This is a genomic window from Sorangium sp. So ce362, from assembly GCF_051519845.1.
Taxonomy (GTDB): domain Bacteria; phylum Myxococcota_A; class Polyangia; order Polyangiales; family Polyangiaceae; genus Sorangium.
In genome coordinates this window covers 713,278-738,202 of sequence record NZ_CP150332.1, presented here as the reverse complement: position 1 = coordinate 738,202, position 24,925 = coordinate 713,278, and the positions used below count along the sequence as shown (strand labels likewise).

The following is a 24,925-nucleotide window of genomic DNA, read 5'->3' as shown; positions in this document are numbered from 1 at the left end:
CCACAGGAGCGATGCGATGCGCGCGTTGACCGTACACCCCGGCGTTCCTGGCTCCGCGCCGCTCTCCCGCTGAGAGGAGCCGCCCCATGCCTTCCCGGATCGAGGACTACGCGCTGATCGGCGATCGTCAGACGGCGGCCCTCGTGGCCCGCGACGGATCGATCGACTGGCTCTGCTTCCCGCGCTTCGACTCGGGCGCTTGCTTCGCGGCGCTGCTCGGCACGCCCGAGCACGGCCGCTGGCAGATCGCGCCGGCCGAGCCCACGCGCAGCGTGCGCCGACGTTACTGGCCCGGCACGCTGATTCTCGAGACCGAGCACGAGACCGAGCGCGGCGTGGTCTCCGTCATCGACTGGATGCCGACCCGCGACGCCGCCCCCGACGTGATGCGCCTCGTCGTCGGCCGCCGCGGCGTCGTGCCCCTGCGCCTGGAGCTGATCATCCGCTTCGACTACGGCTGGGTGGTGCCGTGGGTCCAGCGCACCCCCGACGGCATCCGGGCCACGGCCGGGCCCGACACCTTGTTTCTGCACACGCCCGTCCCGCTGCACGGCGAAGATCTGCGGACGGTCGCGGAGTTCACCGTCGCCGCCGGGGACCGCGTGCCGTTCGCGCTCACCTGGTCGCCCACGTATGCGCCCGTGCCCTTCGCCCTCGACCCGGTGCACGAGCTCGACGCCACCGCGGCCTGGTGGCGCGCCTGGTCGGGCCGCTGCACCTACGAGGGCGCCTATCGCGACGACGTCCTGCGCTCGCTCATCACGCTCAAGGCCCTCACCTACGCGCCGACCGGCGGGATCATCGCGGCGCCGACAACCTCGTTGCCCGAGCTGCTCGGGGGCGTGCGCAACTGGGATTACCGCTACTGCTGGCTGCGCGACGCGACCTTCACGCTCTACGCGCTGATGGCTGGCGGCTACCTCGACGAGGCGCAGGCCTTCCGCACCTGGCTCGTCAACTCCGCGGCCGGCGAGCCGGCGAAGCTGCAGATCATGTACGGCCTCTCGGGCGAGCGCCGCATCACCGAGCTCACGCTCGGCTGGCTGCCAGGCTACGAGGGCTCGGCGCCGGTGCGGATCGGCAACGCCGCCTACGATCAGCACCAGCTCGACGTCTACGGCGAGCTGATAGACGCGCTCCACCTCGCCCGGCGCTCCGGGCTGACCCTCAGCGACGACGCCTGGCAGGTGCAGCGGGCGGTGATGGGCTTCCTCGAGACGGCATGGCGCGAGCCCGACGAGGGGCTCTGGGAGATCCGCGGGCCGCGCCGCCACTTCACCCACTCCAAGGTGATGGCCTGGGTGGCCATGGACCGGGCGGTGAGGGCGGTCGAGCGCTTCGGCCTGCCGGGCGATGCGGCCACGTGGCGAAGGCTGCGCGACGAGATCCACGCCGAGGTCTGCGCGCGGGGCTTCGACGGGGGGCTGAACAGCTTCGTGCAGCACTATGGCTCCAAGGACGTGGACGCCAGCCTGCTGATGCTGCCGCTCGTCGGCTTCCTCCCCGCGACCGATCCCCGCATGGTCGGCACCGTGGCCGCCATCCAGGCGCGCCTGAGCCGCGACGGCTTCGTGGAGCGCTACCCGACCCGCTCCGGCGTCGACGGGCTCCCGCCCGGCGAGGGCGCCTTCCTGCTCTGCTCCTTCTGGCTGGCCGACAACCTGGCCCTCCAGGGGCGGGTCGACGAGGCGCGAGCGCTGTTCGAGCGGCTCCTCTCGCTGCGGAACGACGTGGGGCTGCTCGCCGAGGAGTACGACCCGAGCGCCGGCCGGCTGGTGGGCAACTTCCCCCAGGCTTTCTCGCACGTGGGGCTGATCAACACGGCCCGCAACCTCGACCACGCCGGCGGCCCCGCCGAGGACCGCCAGCACCCGTAGGCAGTCCGCAGGAAAGAGCTCGCCGGGCGGCCCGCGCCGCCCGCCCTTCCCTCCGGGGCGCGGGGCGCGCGCGTGGACGGCGCTGGCCTGGCCCCGCTTCAGGCGTCCGACCGCTCCGGGGGCTCGTACGCGCCGGGCTCCTTCCGGAACGCGACCGGGCGACGCGCGATGCGCGTGATCTGGCCGAGCAACGGCAGCGCAGCGCGCATGCGCAAGACTTCGCACAGTGAGCAGGTCCTCGCGCAATTGACGGCCTCCAGCGCGCCACGGCGCGCAACGCGGGACCGTCCCGTAGTGCAGATCAATCGCCTGACGAGCGGCGCGCGGGCCGTGAAGGCTGCCGCGCTCTGCGCCCGAGGGCTGGCCCGAGTGTTGCTCTCCTCGCCGACACGCGGCTTTGACCGGGCACGCAGAGACGAGCTTGCCTTCATCGAGGTCGAAGCGCGCGTTCGCGCGCAGCGCTGTTCATCACCAACACAGGGCATGACCCGCTCATAGCCAATCAGTTCAGGGAGACATCACATGAAATCGACTCATGCTTTTGCAGCCGCCCTCTCTTTCTCTGTGCTCGCCACAAGCGGCTGCGCGATGGATACCGAGGGCGCGACCAGCTGGAGCGAGCTGGAGCTCGAGGGCGCCGACGAGGTGGGCGAGGCGCTGCAGCCTCTCACCAACTCGCCCGCGACCACCGCAGAGCGGTGGATCGTGAACCTGACGTTCACCGGCATCGGGGCCCGCTGCACGGCGTCCGTCCTCACCGCGCACTGGCTGCTCACCGCCGCTCACTGCGTCGACAGCCTGGCCCAGGGCGCGCTCACGACGGTCAGCGTCAGCACCCGCAACACCGCCGGCTCGGTCGTGAACGTCTACACCGGCAACGCGCGCACGTACCAGCACACGTTCTATGGCTCCGGGCTCTCGCCGGACGTTGATCATGACATCGCGATCGTCCGGCTCACGGGCGCGTCCGGCGTCAACCTCGGCGTCACCGGCACGGCCAGGCTCTTTGGCTACACGTCGCCCTGGACGTCGAGCTCGACAAGCGACCGCGAGTTCTCGATCATCGGCTATGGCCTGTCGGACCCGGGCTGCGGCGGCTCCGACAGCACGAAGCGCATCGCCACCGGCTTCGTCATGGACAGAGAGTCTTTCAATGTCCGCACCATCAAGTCGTCCTACGGGAGCAAGCACACCTGCGGCGGAGATTCGGGTGCGCCCTGGCTCCTCACCCGCGACGGCGTGCGCGCGATCGTGGGCGTCCACTCGGGTCGCTACCTCGACGCGCCCTCGTTCTCGATGAAGCAGCAGGCCGCGCTCTTCCCGCCCAATCGGACCTGGATGTACGAAACCTCGAGGAACACGGGCCTCATGCTGGATTGCGGCACCGTGTGCACCGAGCGCGTGTACGACCCCGAGCCGCCCCCCGGCCCCGCGTGCCCCTCGGGATTCCACTGCTGCGAGCCCGGCGGCGGCACGACGTGCAACCAGTGCTTGCCGAACTCGGTCGCGTGCCCATGAGAGCCTGTTGACCCGCGGTGCGCTCTCCGACGCCTCGGAGGAACCGGCGGAAGGAACGGGAGGAAGGGCCCGCGCCGCGCGCCCCTCCCCCCGGGGCGCACGTCAGTGCGTCCCCACCTTCGCCCCCGCGCTCGCGCGCGCCGAGGCCGACGCCTTGAAGCTCGGCTTGGGGATCGAGATGCTGGGCGCCTTGATCTTCACGTTCACGCTCGGCGGCGTCACCCGGACGCTCGGCGCCTTCACGTTCACGTGGGCCTTCGCGTTGGCCTTCGCGCCGGCCCCGGCGTGGACGTGGACCTTCGGATCGAGATCGGCCTTCGCCTTCAGGTCGGCGTGCGCGTGCGCGTGCGCGTGCCAGTCGGTCTTCATGCGCAGCTTCACGCGCGGGGCGCGCGCGTGGACGGCGAACGCCGCTCCGGCCCGGTAGCCGCACAGGGCCACCGCCGAGCGACCGGCGTTCCGCACCGCGATGGTCACCTTCAGCGGATCGGCGGCGAGCGCGAGCTTGCCGGTCAGGTACGCCCCCGCGGCGACGCCCGCGGTCGCGGCCACCGGGACGAGCACGACCACCTGCGGCGCCTCGGCCACCACGCCGAGCGTGACCTTGCGCTCGCCGATGTCGATGGGCTTCAGATCGGCGTCGAGCGCGAAGACGCGGACCTCGCCGGTCGCCTCGTCGACGAGGAGCTCGAGGCGGTCGTCGCCGACGATCTCGATGCGCCCGCCGTGCGGGCCGAGCTTCCCCTCCGGGAGCCCGAGATCCGCCGCCCCCTTGGCGTTGGCGTAGAGCTCGGCGGTGCCGCCCGCGGGGACGTGCAGCGTGCCGCTCCACGGCTTGCCGGCGACGTTGAGGGTGTAACCGATCTCGGTGAGGTCGGCGTCGAGCTTGGGGCCGGCGGCGACCAGGACGCCGGCCTTCGCGTCGAACGTCAGCGGCACGCTCTTCTCCCCGGACGCATCCTTCCACAGCAGCGTGCCGCTCACGTCCTCGCGGATCGGCTCGCCGTCCGGACCGGTGACCGCGGCCTTGACGTTCCCGTCCGCGGCGACGTTGAAGGCGGCCTTGCCGCTCTCGTGCTCCTCGACGTAAGCGCCCTCGCCGATCGTCGACTCGGCGGTGGCGGTCGCCTCGACCGTCGCGTTCGCCTCGGCCGGCTGCTCGTCCTTGCCGCATGCGGGCGCAGCGGCGAGCAGCAGCAGGGCGAACACTCCGGAAAGCTTGGTGATCTTCATGAAATCCTCCTCGGTTCGAGCGAGCCCTCGGCGGGAGCCGCGGCCTCGCTCGTGCCGATGCGCCGGGGCCGAAAGCCCCCCGGACACGCCAGCGTCGGGGCCCATCTTACGACGAGTTGCCCTCGAAGGCGCGGACGAGCGCGAATATCGGTGGGAATCAAAAGATCCACGAGAACGGAGGTGGGATAAGGGGGTTCACGGCCGCTGAGCGGCCGTGTCGGGCCTACCCGCAATTCGTTCAGGCAGCGAGGCGCGCGCGTCGGTCGCGCGCGCGTCGGTCGATCGAGCGCCGACGATTGCCGATCACCCGCTCCGCGGCGCCGCGCTCAGGGGTCCTCGGCGCCCTGGCCTTCGCCCTCGGTCGCGACGAGCTGCGGGCACTTGCGCGCCACCGCATCACACTCCGTAGGAACGACGTCCAGCGAGCTCAGGGCAGAGTCGCACGTGAGCGCCCGGACCAGCTGCGTCTGGGCGATCAGGCAGACCTCGTACTCCGCCACGGTGGCGGTGCAGCCCGCGCGCTGGTCGGTCGGAGGCATGCAGTCCGCTTCGATGTTCTCATCCTCGGCCGGATCCGCCGCGGCGACGCACTCGTCCCTCAACGTGCCGCACGGCTTCTCGAGGGTGGAAGCCGCGAGTAGACCCATATATTCACACGCATCCTCCTTGGAGAGCTTCACCCTCGCCTCGAGCGAGTCGCAGGTGGACTGGACGTCATCGGCCGTCAGGTCCTTGAGCTGCTTGCTGCTCATGGCGGTGTCCGTCGGGGCGGTATCTGCACCTTCGCCGCCGCACGCGACGAGGGACAGGACGGTCAGAAGGGCCCCGATACGAGTCGTTCGCTTCATTCGCTATCTTCCTTTCTAAGTGCGGCCGCGAGCACGGCCGTGGCGCACCCGGGAGCAAGCCATGTACCGCGAGCACAGCTGTGCACGATTCGACCGCTCGGCGCTGCGACGGCCCGGCAAAACAGGACATCGACCACGGAGATGCGGGATGCACCGAGCGAGAAAGGAAAACCATTCTCGACAACCCGAGCGTCCGCCCGAGCGTTCAGAGGAGTCGAGACGTCCTCGCCCGAGCGCCGCCCCGGGAGGCTCTCCGCGACATCGCGACTCGACGCGCGACTCGACCTCGACGCGTGACCGCGTGTGGTCGCCTGTCGGTGCAGCGGCCACAGGACGCGGCGCTCGTGCGATGATCGGGGCTCGACACGGACTTGTTGTAGGGTCGGCCGCCTCGTGACATCATCGCAGCCCCTCGGGTGGATGTACTCAGTCCCAGCGGCGATGTGGGGGAACCGCCTTTGGCCTGCCACCTGGAGCTCATCCCGGCCCAGGCCCGGAGGGCCTCGGTCCCCAGATGATCACGACGCCTAGCTCGGGACAGGCCAGGCCCCCTCCGGATCTCCCCGTGTCCATCGGGCCGTGGCGGGTGCTCGCGCCCCTCGGCCGCGGCGGCATGGGGGTCGTCTACCGCGCGCAGCACAGCGGAACGGGCGCGCTCGCGGCGCTGAAGACCGTCTGCGTCGGCGACGCGAGCCTCGTCTCCAGCATCCGCCGCGAGATCCACGCGCTCCGGGGCGTCCAGCACCCGGGCGTCGTGCGGATCCTCGACGAGGGGGTAGAGGGGGGGATCCCGTGGTACGCGATGGAGCTGCTCGTGGGGCGCACGCTCCGGGATCACAACCAGGAGCGCTGGCGCGCCCGCGCGACCGTGAACAGCGAGGTGACCGTGAGCGTGTCCGCGAGCGTCGACGCGCACGCGCAGACGAGCACCGCCACGGCCGAGATCGCGCCCGCCTCGGTCATCCCGCGCTCGTACCAGCCGTTCGCGCCGCGCCCGTTCCACCGCGCGGCCGGCGGCGCGCTCCGCCAGGCGCTGACGCTCCTCCGCGCGATCTGCCGGCCGCTCGCGTACGTCCACGGCCGGGGGCTCGTCCACCGCGACCTCAAGCCGGACAACGTGTTCATCCGCGCGAACGGGGCGCCGGTGCTCTTCGACTTCGGGCTCGCCTTCCGGTTCGAGGGCCAGAAGGGGCGCGACGAGCTCCAGGCCGGCGGCAGGCTGATGGGCAGCCCCGACTACATGTCCCCCGAGCAGATCCGCGGCGACCTCGTCGACGCGCGCGCGGACCTCTACGCGCTCGGCTGCATGCTCTACGAGGCCGTGACCGGGGCGGTCCCGTTCCTCGGCGACTCGAGCTCGGTCGTGCTGTCCATGCACCTCTACGCCGAGCCGCTCCCGGCCTCGGAGCTCGTCGCCGAGGTGCCCCCCGAGCTCGACGCCCTCATCGCGCGGCTCCTGAAGAAGCGCCCCGAGGACCGGCTCGGCTACGCCGACGACGTGGCGACCGCGCTCGCCGGGCTCGGCGCCGGCGACGCGCCGCCGCCGCGCGACGAGGCGCCCGCGCCGCCGGCGCAGCCGTACCTGTACCGGCCGCGCCTCGCCGGGCGCGGCGAAGCGCTGCGGCAGATCAACGAGGCGATCGAGCGCGCGAACGAGCGCCGCCAGGGCAGCCTCGTCCTCGTCGGCGGCGAGAGCGGCGTCGGCAAGACGCGCCTCGCGGTCGAGGCGGTGCACAAGGCGGCGCTCGTCCACATGGCCGTGGTCACGGGCGCGTGCGCGGCCGTGTCCGCCGAGGGCGAGCGCGAGGGCGCGGTCAAGGCCGCGCCGCTCCACCCGTTCCGCCCGCTCCTGCTCGCGGTGGCCGACCGGTGCAACGAGCTCGGGCCCTGGGGCTACGACGCGCTGCTCGGCCCGCGCGGCCAGGTCCTCGCGCCGTACGAGCCGTCGCTCGCCCAGCTCCGCGGCCACGAGCGCGCCCCGGAGCCGCCCGAGCTGCCGCCGGACGCGGCCCGCTACCGGCTGCGGACCGCGCTCGCCGACACGCTCGCCGCGTTCGCGGCGACGAGGCCCGTCCTGCTCGTGCTCGACGACCTCCAGTGGGCCGACGCGAGCTCGCGCGACGTCCTCGAGCACCTCGACGCCGCCTACTTCGCGGCCCACCCCGTGGTCCTGCTCGGCGCGTACCGGACCGAGGAGGCAGCGCCCGCGCTCGCCCCGCTGCTCGGCGCGCCCTGGGCGTCGCGGATCGAGCTCGGGCGGCTCGACCGCGGCTCGGTCGGGCGGATGGTGCGCGACATGCTCGCGCTGGACGAGCCGCCCGAGGCGTTCGTCCGCTATCTCTTCGAGCAGTCGGAGGGGAACCCGTTCTTCATCGCCGAGTACCTCCGGGCCGCGATCCAGGAGCGGATGATCTACCGGGACGAGGCCTACGTGTGGCGCATCCGCGCGAGCGCCGAGGGCGCCGCCGCGCAGGCGCTCGCCCGCGCCGCGCGCGCGAGCCAGCCGCCCGCGTCGCTGCCGCTGCCGGGCTCGTTGCGCGAGCTCGTGGCGCGCCGGCTGTCGGGCCTGAGCCGGAAGGCGCTCGCGCTCGCGCGGCTCGCCTCGGTGCTCGGCCGCGAGCTCGAGGAGCGCCTGCTCCTCGGCGCCGCGGGCCTCGCCGAGGTCGAGGCGATGGACGCGCTCGCGGAGCTCGCCGGCCGCCACGTGCTCGAGGAGACCGAGCCGGGGCAGCTCCGCTTCGTGCACGACAAGCTGCGCGAGGTCGTCTACGCCGGCACCCCCGAGCCGGAGCGGCGGGCCCTGCACGGCGCGGCGGCGCGCGCGATCGAGCAGCGGCACCGCGACGCGCCGGACCTCGCGCTGTCGTACCCGCTCCTCGCCCACCACTACGCGATCGCGGGCGTCGTCCAGAAGACGCTCGAGTACCTCGACAAGGCGGGCGACCAGGCCCTCACGACCGGCGCGTCCGGCGACGCGGTGGATTTTTACAGGAGGGCTCTCGACCTGGACGGCGCGCTGGCGGCGGAGGAGCGCGCCTCGCCGCTCCGGCGCGCGCGCTGGGAGCGGCGGCTCGGCCAGGCCCACTACAACGTCGGCCACCTGCTCGGCGCGGAGCGGCACTGCGCGGCGGCGCTCGAGCTGCTCTCGCAGGGCGAGGCGGCGTGGCTGCGCGCGGCGGGGGGCGGCGCGCCGCTCCGGGAGCGGCTCCGCGCCGCGACGGCCTCGATGAAGCAGCTCGGCCTGCAGCTCGCGCACGTCGCGGGCCTGCCGATCCCGGTCGCGCGCGACGCGGTCGAGCGCGAGCGCCTCGCCGAGGCGTCGCTCGCGGCGGAGACGCTGTCCAAGACCTACCTGTTCCGCAACGAGCCGACGCTCGCCTTCCTGGCCGCGCTGGCCTCGACGAACGCCGCGGCGCGGCTCGGCCCGTCGCTCGCGCTCGCGCGCGGCTACGCGACCCTGAGCGTCGCGTTCGGGTACGTGCCGTGGAACGCCGTCGTGGACGCCTACGCCGCGCGCGCGACCGAGGCCGCCGCGGCGCTCGACGATCCGCGGGGCGTCGCGTTCGTCTCGTTCCTGCGCGGGCTGACGGCGCTCGGCGAGGGCCGGTGCCGGGACGCGCGGGCGCTGCTCACCGAGGCGGAGCGGCTGGCGGAGGCGCTGCTGGACCGCCGCCGCAGGGAGGAGTGCATCACGCTGCTCGCCGGCGTGGCGCACACAGAGGGCCGCTGGATGGAGGCGCTCGATCTGTACAGCGCGCTCGCCGTGGCGTCGCGCGCGAGCGACAACGCGCAGGGCCACCTCTGGGCGGAGAGCGGGCGCGCGCAGTGCCGGCTGCTGCTCGGCGACGGCGAGGGCGCGACGGCCATCTTCGACGCGCTGTCGGACGAGGTGCAGCGGCTCGGCGACCGCACGCAGCAGATCACGCACGGCCAGGTCGCGCTGGGGCACCTGCTCCGCGGCGCGCGCGGCGAGGCGCGCGCGGCCGCCGAGCGGACGCTCCCGATGATCCGCGACGGACAGCCGGCCGGCTATCACTGCCTGTACGGCTATGCGGCGACGAGCGAGGTGCTGCTCGCGCTGCTCGAGGAGGCCTCTGCGCCGTCGGAGCGGCGCGAGCTCGGGCGGCTCTCGGCGGAGGCGTGCCGCGCGCTCGACCGGTACGCGCGCGTCTTCCCGCTCGGGCGCTCGATCTCGCTCCGCCTGCGCGGCCTCGCCGCGTGGCTCGCCGGCGGCCGCGCGCGCGCGCGGCGGCTCTGGGCCGCGGCGATCGACGAGGCGGTGCGGCGCGGCCTGCCCGTCGACGAGGCGCGCGCCCGCTTCGAGCTCGCGCGGCACCTCGCGCGCAGCGATCCGCGGCGCGAGCGCCAGATCGCGCGCGCCGTCGCGCTCTTCTCGACGCTCGACCTGCAGTACTGGCGCGACCGGGTGGCCCGGCTGCGCGAGCGCTAGCGCGCAGGGCCGCGCCGGGCGGCGGACGACGCCGCCGGCCCCCCGTCGGCGTCCGCCCGCGCGGCAGAGGTGAGGTGGCTCGCCGGGGCCCCTCCTCACGTCCATCTGCTGTGTCTGGAGCGGATGGTCCGACAGGCACGGATGACCGCTTTGAGTCGTGTTCGCAACCACAGAATCGCCGCGTTCACCGCATCACGAGCGGTGCGAAGACAAGCGCTGAATCATAGAGCTCACGAGAGCGTCTAGCACCGCGCAGGATCGCGCCTCCGATCGGCCCCATCGCGCCGCGCGCCAAAGCGGACTGGACGACAGGAAAAGAGGCTCGCCCCGCGGCGCACACGCGCCGTCGGGCCGCAGGACGTCATGTGGGCAGAGCCGCCATCCACCCGGAGCTCCGGAAAACCCCTCTGCCCAGGACGCCTCAAAGACCGCCGCGACGGAGCACAAAGTGGCGAGAACGTCGAGCCAATCCCGGCTTTGTCCGTTCGACAATGTATCAACCCAGGGTATACACCGACGACCATTGCCGGCGTGTCCCCAACTCACGGGCAAAACACTCAGGGAATCCATGCATTATCTCCGGAGCCCGTGCCCTGGACGACGAATTTCCGCGTCGACTGGGAGACTATAAGGTCTCATAAAGGAAGGCGAGCGGGCGTCATCCCGCATCTCGCGGAAGAGCGGAAAGTCCTGCAAGACAGAGGGCCACAAGCCATCATCGACACAGGTGATCCCAAGTAACCAGGATGGGCCACGTCCATAATCACCGACGACCGCGCGTGAGCCCAGGGCGACACCAGAAACAGGCACCATCAACGTGCGGCACGCGATCTCGTGAAACCTATTCAACCCATCTCCACCCGACTGCCTTGCCTGCCCGCTGCGGCGCCGGCGTCGGAGCGGACTGCTTACCAGACCATCTCGGCGGTCGTCGGCTCATCGCACTATCGCGCGCTCTCCGACGACGCATTGAAGGACGAGGACAACGCCGCCTGGGTGCTCGGCCTCGAACCGGACATGAAGCAGGCGTGGCTCGACCGCCTCCGCTGGATCCGCATCGTCGACCGGCTCGCCGAGAACGAGCGCATCGAGCCTCACGAGCGGCGCTTCAGCCGGTTCATGGAGGCCTGGAGGCTGCTCCGTTCACGCGGCTTCGTCGATCCGAGCTGCCCCTTCGCCGGCGAGCTCTCGGCCATCCGCGCGCTGTGGCTCCGGGACGCGGCCTGCCCCGGGCACGATCCCGCGAGCGCGCGGCGCGACCAGGACGACATGCAGGCGCGCTCGCTCGCCGCCTGGGACGCCTACCTGCTCGCCCTCGCCGACTACCACGCTCCCGGCCTCCTCATCCGCACCATGAAGGAGCACGACACCATGCTGGGGCGGCTGTCGGGGCATATCTTCCAGCTGGTTCCGTTCCTGACGAAGGAGCACTGGGATACAGCCGGGGAGTTCGGCCGGCTCGACCAGTTCTTCAACAACCTGAGGGACATGCAGGAGGACGCCGATCGCGGCCTCTGCTATCTGCCCGAGGAGGAGCTCGCGCGTCACGGCGTCACGCGCGCTCAGGTGATCTCCGGACGGTGCGTCGATACGCCCGGATACGAGCGCCTGATGCGGTCCTGGCTCGATGACGTGATGCCGTCGCTCTACGCGCGGGCAGCGCCGTTCATCGGCGCGCGCGGGCTGCACCCCTCGCTCGAGATCATGAGGGAGTGGAGCCTGCGCCGTTATGCCCGCATCACCCGGGTGTTCCGCGCGATCGGCTTCGATCACCGCCGGTTCCCCGCGCGGTACTGGGCCGAGGTGCGGCGCGACCTCGCCGAGCGGCGGCAGCTCCCGCGCGCTCACCCGGTGTAACGCCTCACCGTCGAGAGGAGCGCGTCCGGGTCGAACGGCTTGCCCAGCCACGCGTCCGCGCCGACCTCGGCGGCCCGCCGGTGCGCGTCGGCCGCGGCGGTGAGCACGATGATGGGCGCCTGCCGCCCGTGCCGGACCTCGAGCTCGCGGGCGAACTCCGGGCCGTTCATCACCGGCATCTTCATGTCGAGCAGGATGAGATCCGGGAGGTCGTGCTCCAGCTTGGCCAGCGCCTCGCGGCCGTTGCTCGCGATCCGGACCCGGTAACCGCCCTCCTGGAGCACGAGGGAGACGAGCGCCACGAGGTCCGCGTCGTCCTCCACGAGGAGCACCGTCTTTGCGTGTCTTTCGCTCATTGTCGGTCGACCGCGGGGGCCGCGCTGCTGAGTGGAACGGTGAAATAGAAGGTGCTGCCCTTGTCCTCCTCGCTCTCGAACCAGATACGACCACCGTGACGGGAGATCATGTCCTTCGCAAGGAACAGCCCGATCCCCATCCCACCGTAATCATGTCGTGTGTCCGTGTGGGCGCGGAAGAAGCGCTCGAAGATGCGCTCCTGCCTGTGGGTCGGGATACCGACGCCCTGATCGCGCACCGACACGACCGCCTCGAAGCCCGGCGAAGCGCCGTGGCGCTGCGAGAAGAGCGCGGCGTCGCAGCGGGGCGGCGAGGACACCGGCGCGCGCTCGACCACGGCGACGCGGACGTCGATGTCGCCGCCGTCCGGCGAGTACTTCACCGCGTTGTCGAGGAGGCTCGCGAGCACCTGGCGCAGCCGCTCCGGATCGGCGCGCACGACGGGCGGCCGCTCGGCGTCGAGCGCGAACCGCACGCGGTGGCGGCTCGCCGACTTGGCGACGCGGTCGACCGTCTCGTCCAGGAGCGCCTTCAGGTCGACGTCCTCCTCCGAGACGTGGAGGACGTCGAGCGAGACCTGCGAGATGGCCAGGAGATCGTCGACGATGCGGTTGATCCTGTCCGCGCCGCGGTCGATGGCCTCGAGCATCTTGCGGCGGGGCGCCGGCAGATCGTCCATGTTGCGCAGGAGCGCGAGCGCGTAGCCCTTCATGATCGCGACCGGCGTCTTGAGCTCGTGCGCGCCGACCCGGATGAACTGGTCCTTGACGAGATCGAGCTCCATGAGCTCGGTCACGTCGCGGGCGACCGTGACCGCGCCGAGGATCGCCCCGCCCTCGCTGCGGATCGGCGCCGCGCTGGTGCGCAGGAAGACGTCGCGGCCCGCGCGGCCGTTCGCGAGCACCTGCTCCTCCTGCACGATGGTCTCGCCGGCGAGCGCCCGCACCATGGGCAGCTCGTCGCGCGTGAAGGGGCGGCCGTCGCTGTGGCGCATCCGGCTGAGGTCCATGACCTCCTCGACCATCCGGCCGTCCTGCTCCGAGCGACCGGACAGCCCGAGCAGCCGGAGCCCCGAGGCGTTGATCATCGTCAGCCGGCCGTGGAGGTCGCACGCGAACACCCCCTCGACGAGGTTGTCCAGCACGGCCCCGAGCTGCGCCGCGCGCTGCGCCGCGTCCTGCAGCAGGCGCTCGCGCTCCGCCAGGTAGCTGCGCCTGCGCCGGGACGACTCCTCCAGGCGATCGACCATCGCGTTGACGCCGCCGGCCAGGGCGCCGATCTCGTCCTTGAAGTAGACAGGGATCCGCTCCAGCCGGTCGACCTCGCCGCGCTGGACGATCTTCTGGATGACCGCGGCGACCTGCTGGAGCGGGCCCGCCAGGGCGCCCGCGAGGAAGCCGGCGCAGACGGGCGCCCAGGTGACCGCGACCATCGAGAAGATCGCCAGCGTGAGCTTCAGGCCGGGCTTGGCCGGCCCCGCCGTCTCGCCGAGCACCATCGCCGCCATCCAGCTCGTCGGCGCGATGGCGAGGCAGGCGCCGAGGATCACGAGGCGGACGGCGAGCGAGTAGCCCCTGCCGGGCACGGAGAGGCCGCGCTCGCGGGCGATGAGCGAGATGACGCCGGCGGCGGGCGAGAGCAGGCGGCCGAGGATGCTGTAGGCGAGCGGCAGCGCGGCCGCGAACAGGGCCAGCGCGAACAGGGCCAGCGCGACGGCGCGCTGGACGTCGAGCGGGCTCTGGGCCGGCGCGATGTAGTAGAACGCCGCGGTGACGGGCAGGTACAGCAGCGCCCACGAGACGGCCCAGACCGTCGCGAACGCCAGCGGCGTGTCGTAGGCGGCGTTCGCCGCGGCGAGGATGAGCCCTTCCGGCGGCGCCGCGCCGCCGCCCCGCTCCTCGACGCCCGCGCCGCTCTGGAGGGGGTGGCCCACGGCGTACCGCCGCAGGTGCTCGATCGGGCGCAGCATGTGGACGAGCAGGGCAATGAGGCCCGCGGTCTTCACGACATACATGAGCCCGATCAGCCCGAGCATACGCGCCTGGATCGATGAGTCCACGACGCCGAGGAGCCGCAGGTGAGCGACCGGGACGAGCAGGCTATACGGCAGCTCGATGCCGAACGCATAAGCCACGACCCGGGGCGTGAAGGACGGAGTCCGCACCCTCCCCGGATTCCAGATTCTAGACCAGGCGGCTCGGCTGATCGCCACGTCCGTCACCCCCCGTGTTGAAGCATGGCTGCGGGGCCCACGCCTGCGGGGCACGCTGCGCCAAGCCGATGAGTCAGGTCGCCAGGCAGCTTTGCTATGGAACCAGCGGTCGGATTGTCGACCTTTTACGCGAGGGTTCCTGTCGATTCGGTCAACTCCGACTCACGCGTTCCGTCCTGGCCTGGGCGATCTGCGATTTCCCTGATGGGCTCAGGCGGTGCCTTATGGCATTCCTGGCAATCAGGAGAAGGATGGTGAGCACGTGGCGCGCGCGCAAGCCGCTCGCCTCGCCGCGGTAGACGGGGCGCACGGTGACCTCGCGGACGCGGAGGCGGCGCGCCGCGAGGGCGGCGAGCAGGTCGTTCGGATAGCCGTAGCGGGGCCAGAGGCCCTCGAGGTCGAGCGCGTCGATCGCGCGGGCCGAGATGGCGGTGTATCCGCACTGGCTATCGGAGAGGGCGTCGAGCCCCGCCGCGCGGCGGGTGAGCGCGGCGAGCGCCGCCGTCGCGGCGAGCCGCTGGAGGGGCATGACGCGAAAGACGTCGGGGTGCCGCAGCCGGTCGCCCTTCACATAATCGGCTTCGCCCGAGGTGATCGGGGCGACGACGCGCGGGAGGTCGCGGGGGTCCATCTGCCCGTCGCCGGCCATGACGGCGACGGCGGCGGCGCCCAGGGCGCGAGCGCGCCGGTAGCCGCCGACGATCGCCGCGCCGACGCCGCGGCACTCGGGGTGCACGAGCACCTCGAGGCGCTCGTCCCCGGTCCCGCGCGCGATCTCGGCCGTGCTGTCCCGGCTGGCATCGTCCACGACGATCACGTGGTCGACGAAGGCGGGGACGGACCCAACCGCCTCGGCGATCCACCGCGCTTCGTCCCGCGCGGGGATGACCACTGCGACGCGCGCACCGTGGAGCACGCGAGTTCCTAGCGGAAGGCGCGGCCCTCGGCAAACCGCGGATCCGGAGCGGTCGAAGCCGCTCGCGCTGTACAGGGCGCCCGCCGAGGCGCCCGACAGCGCGGACGTCCGGGTCGCGACGCCGGCGCGGCTCGTCTGGATCGCCCGCCTGCGCCGGGATCACTCGGCGGGATCGTTACCTGCCGGCCTTCTGCCGGAGCTCGGCGTACGACGCGCCGGGCGTGGTCGTCTCGACGGGCAGCCCGGCCGGTCCCCACCCCTTCTCGGTGAGCGCGCCGAACGCGTCGCGCGGCCCCTCGAAGCCGGCGCGCTGATCGATGACGGCCGTGTAGCCGGCCGACACCATGGCCTCGGCCGCGCGCATCGAGCGCTGTCCGGACCGGCAACCCACGATGATCTTCGCGTCCTTCGGGTAGAGGGAGCAGACCACGTCGAGGAAGTCCTGGTTGGGCTTCATGCCGCCGGCTGCGGCGTGCATGAGCGGCACGTTGTGCGCGCCGCTCGGGTGCCCGGCGGCGAATTCGGGCTCGCTCCGGACATCGAGGTAGAGATACCCCTCCTCGTCGATGAGCTTCTTTGCCTGTTCGGGTGATACACGCTTGATGTCCGCCATGGGCGCAGTCTACCCCCGGCGCGGCGCTTTCGTCAGAACGTATGAATGAAGAGCCCGCTGCGGAGCTTCGGCTCGAACCACGTGCTCTTCGGCGGCATGAGCAGCCCCGCGTCGCTGACCGCGAACAGCTCGCCGATCTGCGTCGGATGGAGGTGGATCGCCATCGTGAACGCGCCCGAGTCGACGCGCTGCTCGAGCTCGGCGATGCCGCGGATGCCGCCGACGAAATCGACGTGCTTGTCCCGGCGGGGGTCGCTGACGCCAAAGATCGGGCCGAGGATCTGGTCCTGGCAGATGGAGCAGTCGAGCGAGGCCACCGGGTCCTTCGCGTCGAACGACCCCGGGCGGGCCTTCGCGGTGTACCAGCGGCCGCCGAGGTAGAGCCCGAACGACCGCGGGCTGGCCGGGGTCGCGGCCGCGCCGTCGCTGGCCGGCGCCACGTCGAGCCGCTCGCCCAGGGCGCCGAGGAGCGCCTCGGCGCTGCGGCCGGCGAGGTCTCGCACGACGCGGTTGTACGGCATGATGTTCATCTGGTCGTGCGGGAAGACCACGGCGAGGAAGACGTCGTGCTCGCCGCCGTCGCCGCGCAGCGTCCTGTGGACGCGCGCCGCCGCGGCGCTGCGGTGGTGGCCGTCGGCGATGTAGAGCGTCGGGATCGCCTGGAAGTGCTCCTCGAGCTCGGCGGTCGCCTCGCGGCCGAGGACCCAGAGCTTGTGCTCGACCCCGTCGGCCGTCGTGAAATCGTAGATGGGCGGCGACTGCGTGGCCTGCGCGACCGCGCTGTCGATGCCCGTGTCGGCGCGGTACGTGAGGAACACCGGCTCGTCGTGGGCGCCGAGCTCCTCGATGTGGCGGGCGCGGTCGTCCTCCTTGTCGGGGCGCGTCTTCTCGTGCTTCTTGATGACCTCCTGCTCGTACTCCGCGACCGAGGCGCAGCCGACGACGCCGATCTGCCGGTGATTGCCCATCTTCTGGGCGTAGAGGTAGAGGTGCGGATCCGGGTCCTGCGCGAGATCGCCGCCAGAGATGAGGTCGGCGAGGTTCCGCGCGCCGCGGGCGTAGACGGCGTCGTCGTGCTCGTCCGTCCCCTCGGGCAGGTCGATCTCGGGCCGGGAGACGCGGAGGAAGCTGTGCAGGCCTCCGGCCGCGAGGGCGCGCGCCTCGGCGGTGGAGATGACGTCGTACGGCGGGCTGGCGACGCGGGCCGCGTGCGCCTGGGGAGGTCGGTAAGCGCGGAAGGGTCGGACGGTGGCCACGGAGAGCGACTAGCCCAACGGCCGGGGCGCGTCGAGACGGCTCCGGCTGGGCCGGACGGCGCGGGCAGACGGCGCGCGCGCCCGGGCCGCGCCCCGGCGACGGCGGCGCTGATGGCGGCGCGCGACGCGTGCTAGGAGGGACACGCGCGCTTCACGAGCAGCGCGCAGGTGATCGACGCAGCACACAGCCCGCCGCACGAAGAGGAACCTTGTCCAGCTCCGGTGAGTCCTACCCTCCGTCGCGCTTCTCGACCCTCCCGCCCGGCTCGTCGGACGACGACCTCGCCCTGCCGGGCGAGGCCCATTCGTTCTCCAGCTCGCGATCCCGCCGCGTCATCGCCGTCGGGGGCGGCCGCGGGGGCGTCGGGAAGGCGACGCTCGCGGTCAACCTGGGGGTGTACTTCGCGCAGCTCGGGCGCGACGTGGTCATCGTCGACACCGACGCCTACAGCCCTGGGCTGCACGCGGCGCTGGGGATCCAGGCGCCGCCGCTCGTCACGCGCGAGGACATCGAGGAGGGCAAGGCCGAGCCGATCGCGACCACGGTGCCCGGGCTCCGGCTCGTCCCGACCGCGTACGACCCGATGACGGCCACGCCGCTCCGGCCGAGCCGCGCCGCCTACTGGATGAAGATGATCCAGGAGCTCGACGTCGACTACGTGATCGTCAGCCTCGGCGCGGCGACGGGCTCCTCGACGCTCGACCTCTTCCTGCACGCCGACGTCAGCATCTGCGTCACCACGCCCGAGCCGCTCGCGGTCGAGCACGCCTACCGCTTCTGCCGCGCGCTCTACCAGCGCACCCTGCGCCGGGCGCTCATGAAGGAGCGCTTCAAGATCCGGCTCGTCGAGAAGGTGGCCTCGTCGCTCCCGGCGCTCGCGACGCCGCGCGACTTCATCATGGAGGTGAAGCGGTTCGACGAGGGGGTCGCGTCGCTCGCGGCCGCGCAGCTGCCGCGGGTGACGCCGCACCTCGTGGTCAGCCAGACGCGGCACCGCTCGGACCTGGAGCTCGGCCCGGCGATGAGCGCCGTCTCGGAGCGCTTCCTCGGCATCTCCCTCGACTACCTCGGGCACATCGAGCACGACGACGCGGTGTGGCTGACCGCGCGGCGGCGCCAGCCGCTCCTCATCGACAGCCCGACCTCGAAGAGCGCGCGCAACCTCGAGCGCGTGGCCCGGCGCATCCTCGCGCTGCTCGCCGCCCGCGACTCGCGCCCCGCCGAGGCGCACGCGCGCGCCCTCGCCGCCGCCGCGAAGAGCGCCGCGCCGGCCACCCTGTACGAGGCGCTCGGCCTCGCCCGGGCGGCCGCCGACGACGAGATCCGGCGCGCCTACAAGCGGCAGCGCGACACCTACCGCGAGGGCAGCCTGCCGGTCGTGAGCGTGCTGAGCCCCGCGGTGCTCCAGCGGGAGCAGGCGCGCATCGAGGAGGCGCACGACACCCTGCTCGATCCGGTGCGCCGCCGCGCCTACGACCTCTCGACCTACCCGGACGACCCGCGCACGCCGCTCGGCCCGGCGCGCGCCGAGAACGCCGCCGCCGCGGCCGAGCTCGCCATGCTCCAGGCCGAGCTCGCGCGCGAGATCAACGCCGAGACGCAGTTCAGCGGCGCGCTGCTGCGCAAGGTGCGCGAGTCGCAGGGGGTCGAGCTCACCGACATCTCGCAGCGGACGAAGATCTCCCTGGCGCACCTCCAGGCGATCGAGAACGAGTCGATCGGCGACCTGCCGGCACCAGTCTATATACATGGATTCGTTCAAGAATTTGCAAAATTCCTGCGGCTTGATCCGGCCCAGGTGGTGAAGACGTACATGCGTCGCCTGCGCGAGATCTCGGCCGGGACGCGCGCCAGGCAGCATGGCTGAGGCGGCGCGCGCCGGCGCCGAGGCGGCGCGACCCGGCCGCGCGCCGCCCCGCGCCGGCGGGGATCTCGCGTTCTCGGCGCTCGCGTTCGTGCTCGCGCTGCTCCCGCGGCTCTACGTGGCGATCGCGTGGGCGCGCGAGCCGGTCTGGGACGGCCATTACTACGACTTCGGCGCGCGCCGGATCGCCGCCGGCCTCGGCTACTCGGACGATCTCATCGTCGGCGGCCAGCCGGTGTGGCACCCGTGGTGCCATTACCCGGTCGGCTACAGCGGGTTTCTGGGCCTCGTTTACCGGCTGTTCGGCGCCGGGCCGCACGTGGCGACCGTCGCGAACGCGGTGCTCGGCGCGCTGCTCGTCGTCGTGGTCCATCGCCTGGCCCGGTACGCGACCACGCCGGCGCGCGCCCGCGTGGCGGCGCTCCTCGCGGCGCTCTCGCCGGGGCTCGTCCTCTACGCGGCGCTCGTCATGACGGAGCCGCTCGCGGCGCTCGGCCTGGTGACGGCGCCGTGGCTGCTCGCGCGCGGCGTTGCGCGCGGGCGCCCCGTCCGCGGCGCGGTCCTCGCGGGCGTGGCGCTCGGGCTGGCGACGCTGGTGCGGCCGCAGAGCTTGCTCTGCGCGCCGGCGCTCGCGCTGCTCGCGCGGGGTGGCCCGGGCGCGGCGTCCGGCGGGGCGCGGGCCGGGTGGAGGCGCGGCGCGCTCGCGGCGGCGCTGTCGACCGCGACGGCCCTCGCCGTGGTGGCGCCGTGGACGATCCGGAACTGCCGCGTGATGGACGGCTGCGCGCTCGTCTCGACGAACGGCGGCTGGAACCTCGCCATCGGCGCGTTCCCGCGCGCCACGGGCCGCTTCGAGACGCTGCGCGCGGGCGACGGCTGCCCGATCGCGCGCGGACAGGTGGCGCAGGACCGCTGCTGGATGGTCGAGGGGCTCAGGTGGATCAAAAATGATCCAGTCCGCTGGCTGGGCCTGATCCCGAGGAAGCTGAGCTTCACGTTCGATCACGAGTCGTTCCCGATCGGCTACCTGGGCGAGGCGAACCCCGCGGCGTGGCCCGAGGAGCGGCGCGCGGCGGGGCGCGGCGTGCTCACGGGGTCGCACCTCGGGCTGCTGTCGGTCGCGGCGCTCGGGGTGGTGGCGCTGCCGCGGCGGCGGCCGTGGAAGGGGCTCGTCGCGCAGCTGATGGCGCTCGCGGCGGTGCTCGGGCTCATCGCGTGGGGGGTGCTCGGGGACGAGCACGCGTTCTGGCCGCTCGCGGTGGCGATCCCGCTCATCGCGGCGCTGCCGCTGCCGGGCCGGCCCGCGAACGGGGGGGTCGTCGGCTATCTCGCGTTCGCGGTCGCCTCGGTGGCGCTGACGCACGCGGTGTTCTTCGGCGAGGACCGGTATCACATGGTCGTGACCCCGGCGCTGTGCATCCTCGCGGCGTGCGCGCTGCGGCGCGGGGAGGCGGCGCCGGCTGCGGGGCGGGCGGACGAGCGGGGCGGGTCAGCCGTCCCACGAGAGACATGGTGAGCGCGCGCAGCGACCAACGCTCCTACCGGCGTGCGCCGCGGCGTGGAGCTAACGCGCTTGCGCGGTTTCGTTCAACGAGGCATTGCCCCCGACGGCCTCCGGCTGCGCGAGGATGAGAGCGTTGAAGGGGCGGCTGTGACACAAGAGACCAAGATGGTGAGCGGCGTGAATCGCTTCTGCAGGATCGCGTTGATCGTCGTCGGAGCGTGCAGCGAGCGCGCCAGTCCGTCTTCAACTGCGAATCCCGCCGCATCCCTGACGCACAGCGGCGATTCGCCGGCTGAGCCTGGGGATCGCCCACGGCCGGCAGAAAGCGCCCGGGCTGAAGCGGCCTGCGCTAGCGCGCTGTCGCCCGCTTCTTTTTCGGACTGTAATCCTCGCCCTACGCAGCCCGACTATCCGGAGTGCTACCGCTACGACATAGAACCGATTCGTGACGATGACGGCGGGTCAGCCTGCTCGCCTGACTACGTGACGGTCACGATCTCCGGCTGGTCTTCTATCCTTGATTCTGTTCGCGCCAACGTTGTGCGCAAGGCTGGACGAGCGGACGAGGTCGAGCTCACCTTCGCTCGTATCGAATCGAGCGTCCTTAGAAACTCGCTCGGCCCCAGGGCCAGGTTCACGTTCCCGGAGAAACCCGGCGATCGCCTCGGCACTCTGTATCTCAAAAATGGGCTCCCTTTCCAGCTTCGACTGGACCCCAGAGTCGCACACTACACGCGGAAGCCCCTCTTCTCCTTGAGCGACCCCTGAACCAAGAGCGCCGCCCAACGGGACGCTGCCGTGGAAGATCGAACCGCCAAGACGCCAGGTGCGCCAAACTTTTAGGATTTTTGGCGCACCTGGCGTCTTGGCGGTTCACGAAGCGCCGCACGCTCGGCCGAAGCACCGCACTACCTCTCCCGGTGGAAGCGCCTCCAACGAGAGATGGGTCGCATCCATCTCCGCGCTGGAGATGCCTCCCTCCAGCCCCGCGAGCCTTGGCCAGCCCTTCTCGTCAGCGCTCTGGTGCCAGCATCACGGCGCCGTCGCAGCCCCCTCCTCGCCGGCGACCTTCCCGGTCCCCGTCACTTCTTCCCGTTGCCGTTCCGCTTCCTGTTCCGCCACCAGGCCAATCTCAATCCGCCGGTTCCTCGCCCGCCCCGCCGCCGTGTCGTTCGGTCCGAGCGGCGCGAACTCGCCGTATCCAGCAGCCGACAGCGCCTGCGGCGGCACGCCGCGCTCGACGAGCCGCTTCACCACGGCGGCCGCTCTCGCCGTCGAGAGCTCCCAGCTCGACGTGAACCTCGCGCGCCGCGCTCGCCTTCCGTCATTGTCCGTGTGCCCGGCGACCTGGAACTTCCGATCCGGCATCGCCCGCAGCACCTTGGCGATCCCGTCCAGCACCGCCCGCCCTGCCGGTTTGAGGTCGGCCCCGCCGGCGTCGAACAGCGCGTCGCTCGGCACCTCGATCGCCACCTGCCCGGCGCGGAGCCCGACGCGGACCTTGCCGGCGTCGACCTCCTTCTCGAGCTGGCCCACGAGATCCCGCATCCGCGCCGCCCGCGCCTCGGCCGCGGCGTGCTGGCGGCGCAGCTCGTCGACCTTGGCCCGCGTCTCGGCGAGCTCCGCCGACAGGCTGCCGCGCTCGTTCGCGAGCTGGCCCACGCTCTGCCCGGCGCTCCGGAGCCGCGCCGACAGCTCCTCGTTCATGGCGGCGAGCTCGTCCAGCTGCCGCGCGAGCCCGGCCTCCGCCGTCGTCGCCTCCGACAGCCGGAGATCGCGCGCCCGGAGGTCGTGCGCGAGGCCCGAGATCTCCTCCTCGAGCGCGGCGACCTGCGCCGATCGCTGCGCCGCCTCGGCGCGCGCGCTCTGCGCCTCGGTCCGGACCTTCTTCCCCTCCTCGCGCTCTCTCTGGACCTCCGCGCGCGCCTGATCGTACAGGTCCTGCCGGACGAGGCAGCCCGGCGCCGCCAGCCCGAGCAGACCGGCCGTGAGGAGCCGCGCCGCGGCGGGCGAGCGCCGCGACAGCCACACCGGGATCTTGCCGGCCGTCGTCGTGGTTTTCATGCTTCGCGCGCACTCTGGCACGAAATTGTCGGCGCGCCGAAATCGCGGCGAACATCCCGCCGGCGCCGCCGAACGAGCGGTCCCACGGCGGGCAAACCCCTGGTACCCTCCGCGGCGTGAGCTCTCGGCGAACTTGGTTTTCCGTGGGCGCCCTGGCCGCGACGATGCTCGCAGCCAGCGCCGCGGCGGCGTTCCCGCACGTCGTCCGCGAGGGCGAGACCCTCGCGCAGATCGCGGAGCGCACCTACGGGCGCGTGCAGATGGAGCAGGTGCTCGTCGCCGCGAACGCGCTCGACGCGGGCGCCGGCGTGCCGATCATGCCCGGCCTGCGGCTGGAGGTGCCCGCGCTCGGCCACCACCGCGTCACCGCCGGCGAGACCTGGGCGATCCTCGCGGAGCGGATGCTCGGCGCCGCCGACCGGAGCGACGTCCTCGCGCTCTCGAACGACACGATGCCGTGGATCGAGCCGAGCGACGGGCAGGAGATCATCGTCCCGTACAACCTGCGGTACGTCGTCGGCCAGAACGACACGCTGCTGACCATCGCCTATCGCTTCCTCGGCAAGCGGGACAAGGCGTGGATGCTCCACAAGTACAACCACTTCAAGAAGGACACGCTGCGCCGCGGCGCGGTGATCCTCGTGCCGCTCACGGATCTTCCGCTCACGACCCAGGGCAAGGCCGAGGCAGCGAACGCCGGCGCGCTGGTGCGCTCCGAGGGGGCGGGCCGCGCGCGCGAGGCCCAGCGCCGGGTCGACGCCGAGCTGCCGCAGCTCGCGAGCGACGTGCGGAGCGGCCGGTACATCGACGCCGTGGCGCGGGCGAGCCGCCTGCTCGGCTACGGCGAGCTCGCCCGGATGCAGATCGCCACGCTGCACAGGCATCTGCTGGAGGCCTACGTCGCGCTCGACGCCGCCGGGCTCGCCGAGACCGCCTGCGCCGCGTGGCGCGAGCACGATCCGACAGCGCGGCTCGACCCCATCGAGCTCAGCCCGAAGATCGTGGGCGCCTGCACCTCATCGACCGAGCTGCACCTCAGGCTGCCTCCGCCGGAGCCTGCCCCGCCGAACCCCGCGGACGCAGGTGGTGCGCGGTGACCTCGCAGCCCATCGCGCCCGAGCGCCTGCCCCCCGGGCACCGCGTCGCGTCGCAGTACACCGTGGAGTCGGTCGTCGGCGAGGGCGCATCCGGCGTCGTCTACCGCGCCGCCCGCGACGAGGACGGCCGGCGCGTCGCGCTCAAGGTGATCCACAGACACCTCTCCGGCACACCGCAGATCTTCAGGCGCTACCACCGGGAAGCCGCCATCCTGAAGCGCATCGAGGGCCCCCACGTCGTCCGGATGCTCGACTTCGTCGAGGAGGGCGGGCTCCTCGTGATCGCCCTCGAGCACATCGACGGCAGCTCGCTCGAGGAGCTCCTGCAGGAGCGCGCGCCGATCGAGGCCGACCGGGCGATCGAGATCGCCCTCCAGATCTGCTCCGCGCTGGAGACCGCGCACGCGGCGGGCGTGGTCCATCGCGATCTCAAGCCGGCCAACGTGCTCGTCGAGCGCCCGGGCGCGCCGCCTTCGGACGGGCATGCCGGCGGCGCGCCGTCGCCGCTCGCGGGCTGCGTCCGCGTGGTCGATTTCGGGCTCGCGAAGGTGGTGCACGGCGAGCAGATGACGACCGGGCTCACCGAGCAGGACATGATCTTCGGGACGCCGGAGTACATGGCGCCGGAGCAGGTGCGCGGCGAGGACGTCGATCCGCGCTGCGACATCTATGCGCTCGGCTGCATCCTCTACGAGATGGTGGTCGGCGCCGTGCCGTTCAGCAAGCGGACGCCCATCGCCGTGATGACAGCGCAGATCGCCGAGCAACCGCTGCCGCCGCGCTCCGGCAAGCGCGACGGGCTCATCTCGGCCGGGCTGGAGGCGGTCATCCTGAGGGCCCTCGCCAAGGACCCGGCCGAGCGGCACCGGAGCGCCCGGGCCTTCGCCGACGCCCTGCGCGCCTGCCGCGAACGGCGCGTCGTCGGCCACACGCCAGCGAACCTCGCGGACGCCATCTCGATCACCGAGCTGGAGCTCGAGCGGACCGGCCTGGACCACGCCGCGACGCCCCAAAACGACGCTTCCACCTCGGACGTCGGTCCCCCCGTTCCGCCCCGGGAGAGCGCGGTGCTCAGGGCGCTGCCCGCGGGCCGATCCGCGGTGTTCGAGGACACGTCCAGCAACGGCGCGCAGGCGGCGGCGAGCCCCTCGCGCGAGCGGTTCCTCTGGACCGTGGTGGCCATTCTCTGTGCGGCCGCCGGAATCGTGGTCGGCACGCTGTTCGGGGCACGTTAGCGACGCCGTCATCGTGGAATGCG

Annotated in this window: 16 protein-coding genes; 8 read left to right on the top strand and 8 right to left on the bottom strand. The window is 72.4% G+C overall.

Annotation, left to right across the window (positions count from 1 at the left end; all coding sequences use genetic code 11):
• Nucleotides 1-86 precede the first annotated feature (86 nt).
• Together WMF17_RS02970 and WMF17_RS02965 are read left to right on the top strand one after the other, a co-directional pair.
• Nucleotides 87-1,877 carry a glycoside hydrolase family 15 protein gene (locus tag WMF17_RS02970; RefSeq protein ID WP_437600459.1) on the top strand — a complete coding sequence of 597 codons (1,791 nt, stop codon included), beginning with the start codon at nt 87-89 and terminating at the stop codon, nt 1,875-1,877.
• A 588-nt stretch (nt 1,878-2,465) separates the two neighbouring features.
• The gene (locus WMF17_RS02965; RefSeq protein ID WP_437647980.1) at nt 2,466-3,395 is read left to right on the top strand and encodes a trypsin-like serine protease; all 930 of its coding nucleotides are present in this window, start codon (nt 2,466-2,468) and stop codon (nt 3,393-3,395) included.
• 102 nt (nt 3,396-3,497) lie between these two features.
• Here WMF17_RS02965 and WMF17_RS02960 read toward each other — a convergent pair whose 3' ends face one another.
• Together WMF17_RS02960 and WMF17_RS02955 are read right to left on the bottom strand one after the other, a co-directional pair.
• On the bottom strand, nt 3,498-4,628 hold the full coding sequence (locus WMF17_RS02960) for a hypothetical protein (RefSeq protein WP_437600457.1): 1,131 nt from the start codon (nt 4,626-4,628) through the stop codon (nt 3,498-3,500).
• 326 nt (nt 4,629-4,954) lie between these two features.
• Complete coding sequence (locus tag WMF17_RS02955; protein ID WP_437647978.1) at nt 4,955-5,476, bottom strand: hypothetical protein; 522 nt, start codon at nt 5,474-5,476, stop codon at nt 4,955-4,957.
• A 514-nt stretch (nt 5,477-5,990) separates the two neighbouring features.
• Here WMF17_RS02955 and WMF17_RS02950 point away from each other — a divergent pair.
• Both WMF17_RS02950 and WMF17_RS02945 read left to right on the top strand, forming a co-directional pair.
• Nucleotides 5,991-9,926, top strand: coding sequence for a serine/threonine-protein kinase (locus WMF17_RS02950; RefSeq protein WP_437647976.1), 3,936 nt, complete (start codon nt 5,991-5,993; stop codon nt 9,924-9,926).
• 834 nt (nt 9,927-10,760) lie between these two features.
• Nucleotides 10,761-11,783 (top strand): squalene/phytoene synthase family protein, encoded by a 1,023-nt coding sequence (locus tag WMF17_RS02945; protein ID WP_437647974.1) that lies wholly within the window; start codon nt 10,761-10,763, stop codon nt 11,781-11,783.
• Here the strand turns inward: WMF17_RS02945 and WMF17_RS02940 are convergent.
• The 5 genes from WMF17_RS02940 to WMF17_RS02920 all read right to left on the bottom strand — a co-directional run bounded on the left by WMF17_RS02940 (nt 11,771) and on the right by WMF17_RS02920 (nt 17,137).
• The gene (locus WMF17_RS02940) at nt 11,771-12,139 is read right to left on the bottom strand and encodes a response regulator (RefSeq protein ID WP_437600453.1); all 369 of its coding nucleotides are present in this window, start codon (nt 12,137-12,139) and stop codon (nt 11,771-11,773) included. The two genes, WMF17_RS02945 and WMF17_RS02940, sit on opposite strands and share 13 nt — an antisense overlap.
• Entirely contained in the window at nt 12,136-14,304 is a 2,169-nt protein-coding gene (locus tag WMF17_RS02935) for a HAMP domain-containing sensor histidine kinase (RefSeq protein WP_437600452.1), read from the bottom strand. The genes WMF17_RS02940 and WMF17_RS02935 overlap by 4 nt, the downstream gene beginning before the upstream one ends.
• Before the next feature lie 199 nt (nt 14,305-14,503).
• Nucleotides 14,504-15,268 (bottom strand): glycosyltransferase, encoded by a 765-nt coding sequence (locus WMF17_RS02930; protein ID WP_437600451.1) that lies wholly within the window; start codon nt 15,266-15,268, stop codon nt 14,504-14,506.
• Nucleotides 15,269-15,443: 175 nt separating this feature from the next.
• On the bottom strand, nt 15,444-15,881 hold the full coding sequence (locus WMF17_RS02925; RefSeq protein ID WP_437600450.1) for a rhodanese-like domain-containing protein: 438 nt from the start codon (nt 15,879-15,881) through the stop codon (nt 15,444-15,446).
• Nucleotides 15,882-15,913: 32 nt separating this feature from the next.
• Nucleotides 15,914-17,137, bottom strand: a complete 1,224-nt coding sequence (locus WMF17_RS02920; protein WP_437600449.1) for a DUF1015 domain-containing protein — start codon at nt 17,135-17,137, stop codon at nt 15,914-15,916.
• A gap of 209 nt (nt 17,138-17,346) precedes the next feature.
• On the opposite strand from WMF17_RS02920, the gene WMF17_RS02915 reads away from it, so the two are divergent.
• Nucleotides 17,347-19,005: a helix-turn-helix domain-containing protein gene (locus WMF17_RS02915; RefSeq protein ID WP_437647972.1), complete on the top strand. Its 1,659-nt coding sequence runs from the start codon at nt 17,347-17,349 to the stop codon at nt 19,003-19,005.
• A complete protein-coding gene (locus WMF17_RS02910; RefSeq protein WP_437647971.1) occupies nt 18,998-20,518 on the top strand; it encodes a glycosyltransferase family 39 protein in 1,521 nt (506 codons plus the stop codon). Before WMF17_RS02915 ends, WMF17_RS02910 begins: the two co-directional genes overlap by 8 nt.
• A gap of 1,020 nt (nt 20,519-21,538) precedes the next feature.
• Here WMF17_RS02910 and WMF17_RS02905 read toward each other — a convergent pair.
• Nucleotides 21,539-22,570, bottom strand: coding sequence for an OmpA family protein (locus tag WMF17_RS02905; protein ID WP_437647969.1), 1,032 nt, complete (start codon nt 22,568-22,570; stop codon nt 21,539-21,541).
• A 164-nt stretch (nt 22,571-22,734) separates the two neighbouring features.
• Between WMF17_RS02905 and WMF17_RS02900 the strand changes: the two genes are divergently transcribed.
• Together WMF17_RS02900 and WMF17_RS02895 are read left to right on the top strand one after the other, a co-directional pair.
• A complete protein-coding gene (locus WMF17_RS02900; protein WP_437600445.1) occupies nt 22,735-23,667 on the top strand; it encodes a LysM peptidoglycan-binding domain-containing protein in 933 nt (310 codons plus the stop codon).
• Nucleotides 23,664-24,902 carry a serine/threonine-protein kinase gene (locus tag WMF17_RS02895; RefSeq protein WP_437647967.1) on the top strand — a complete coding sequence of 413 codons (1,239 nt, stop codon included), beginning with the start codon at nt 23,664-23,666 and terminating at the stop codon, nt 24,900-24,902. Before WMF17_RS02900 ends, WMF17_RS02895 begins: the two co-directional genes overlap by 4 nt.
• Nucleotides 24,903-24,925 lie beyond the last annotated feature (23 nt).

Bases quoted from the DNA above. Each gene is read 5' to 3' on its own strand.
- WMF17_RS02970 (WP_437600459.1), top strand. From the start codon at position 87: ATGCCTTCCCGGATCGAGGACTACGCGCTGATCGGCGATCGTCAGACG.
- WMF17_RS02965 (WP_437647980.1), top strand. From the start codon at position 2,466: ATGGATACCGAGGGCGCGACCAGCTGGAGCGAGCTGGAGCTCGAGGGC.
- WMF17_RS02960 (WP_437600457.1), bottom strand. From the start codon at position 4,628: ATGAAGATCACCAAGCTTTCCGGAGTGTTCGCCCTGCTGCTGCTCGCC.
- WMF17_RS02955 (WP_437647978.1), bottom strand. From the start codon at position 5,476: ATGAAGCGAACGACTCGTATCGGGGCCCTTCTGACCGTCCTGTCCCTC.
- WMF17_RS02950 (WP_437647976.1), top strand. From the start codon at position 5,991: ATGATCACGACGCCTAGCTCGGGACAGGCCAGGCCCCCTCCGGATCTC.
- WMF17_RS02940 (WP_437600453.1), bottom strand. From the start codon at position 12,139: ATGAGCGAAAGACACGCAAAGACGGTGCTCCTCGTGGAGGACGACGCG.
- WMF17_RS02925 (WP_437600450.1), bottom strand. From the start codon at position 15,881: ATGGCGGACATCAAGCGTGTATCACCCGAACAGGCAAAGAAGCTCATC.
- WMF17_RS02910 (WP_437647971.1), top strand. From the start codon at position 18,998: ATGGCTGAGGCGGCGCGCGCCGGCGCCGAGGCGGCGCGACCCGGCCGC.
- WMF17_RS02905 (WP_437647969.1), bottom strand. From the start codon at position 22,570: ATGAAAACCACGACGACGGCCGGCAAGATCCCGGTGTGGCTGTCGCGG.
- WMF17_RS02900 (WP_437600445.1), top strand. From the start codon at position 22,735: ATGCTCGCAGCCAGCGCCGCGGCGGCGTTCCCGCACGTCGTCCGCGAG.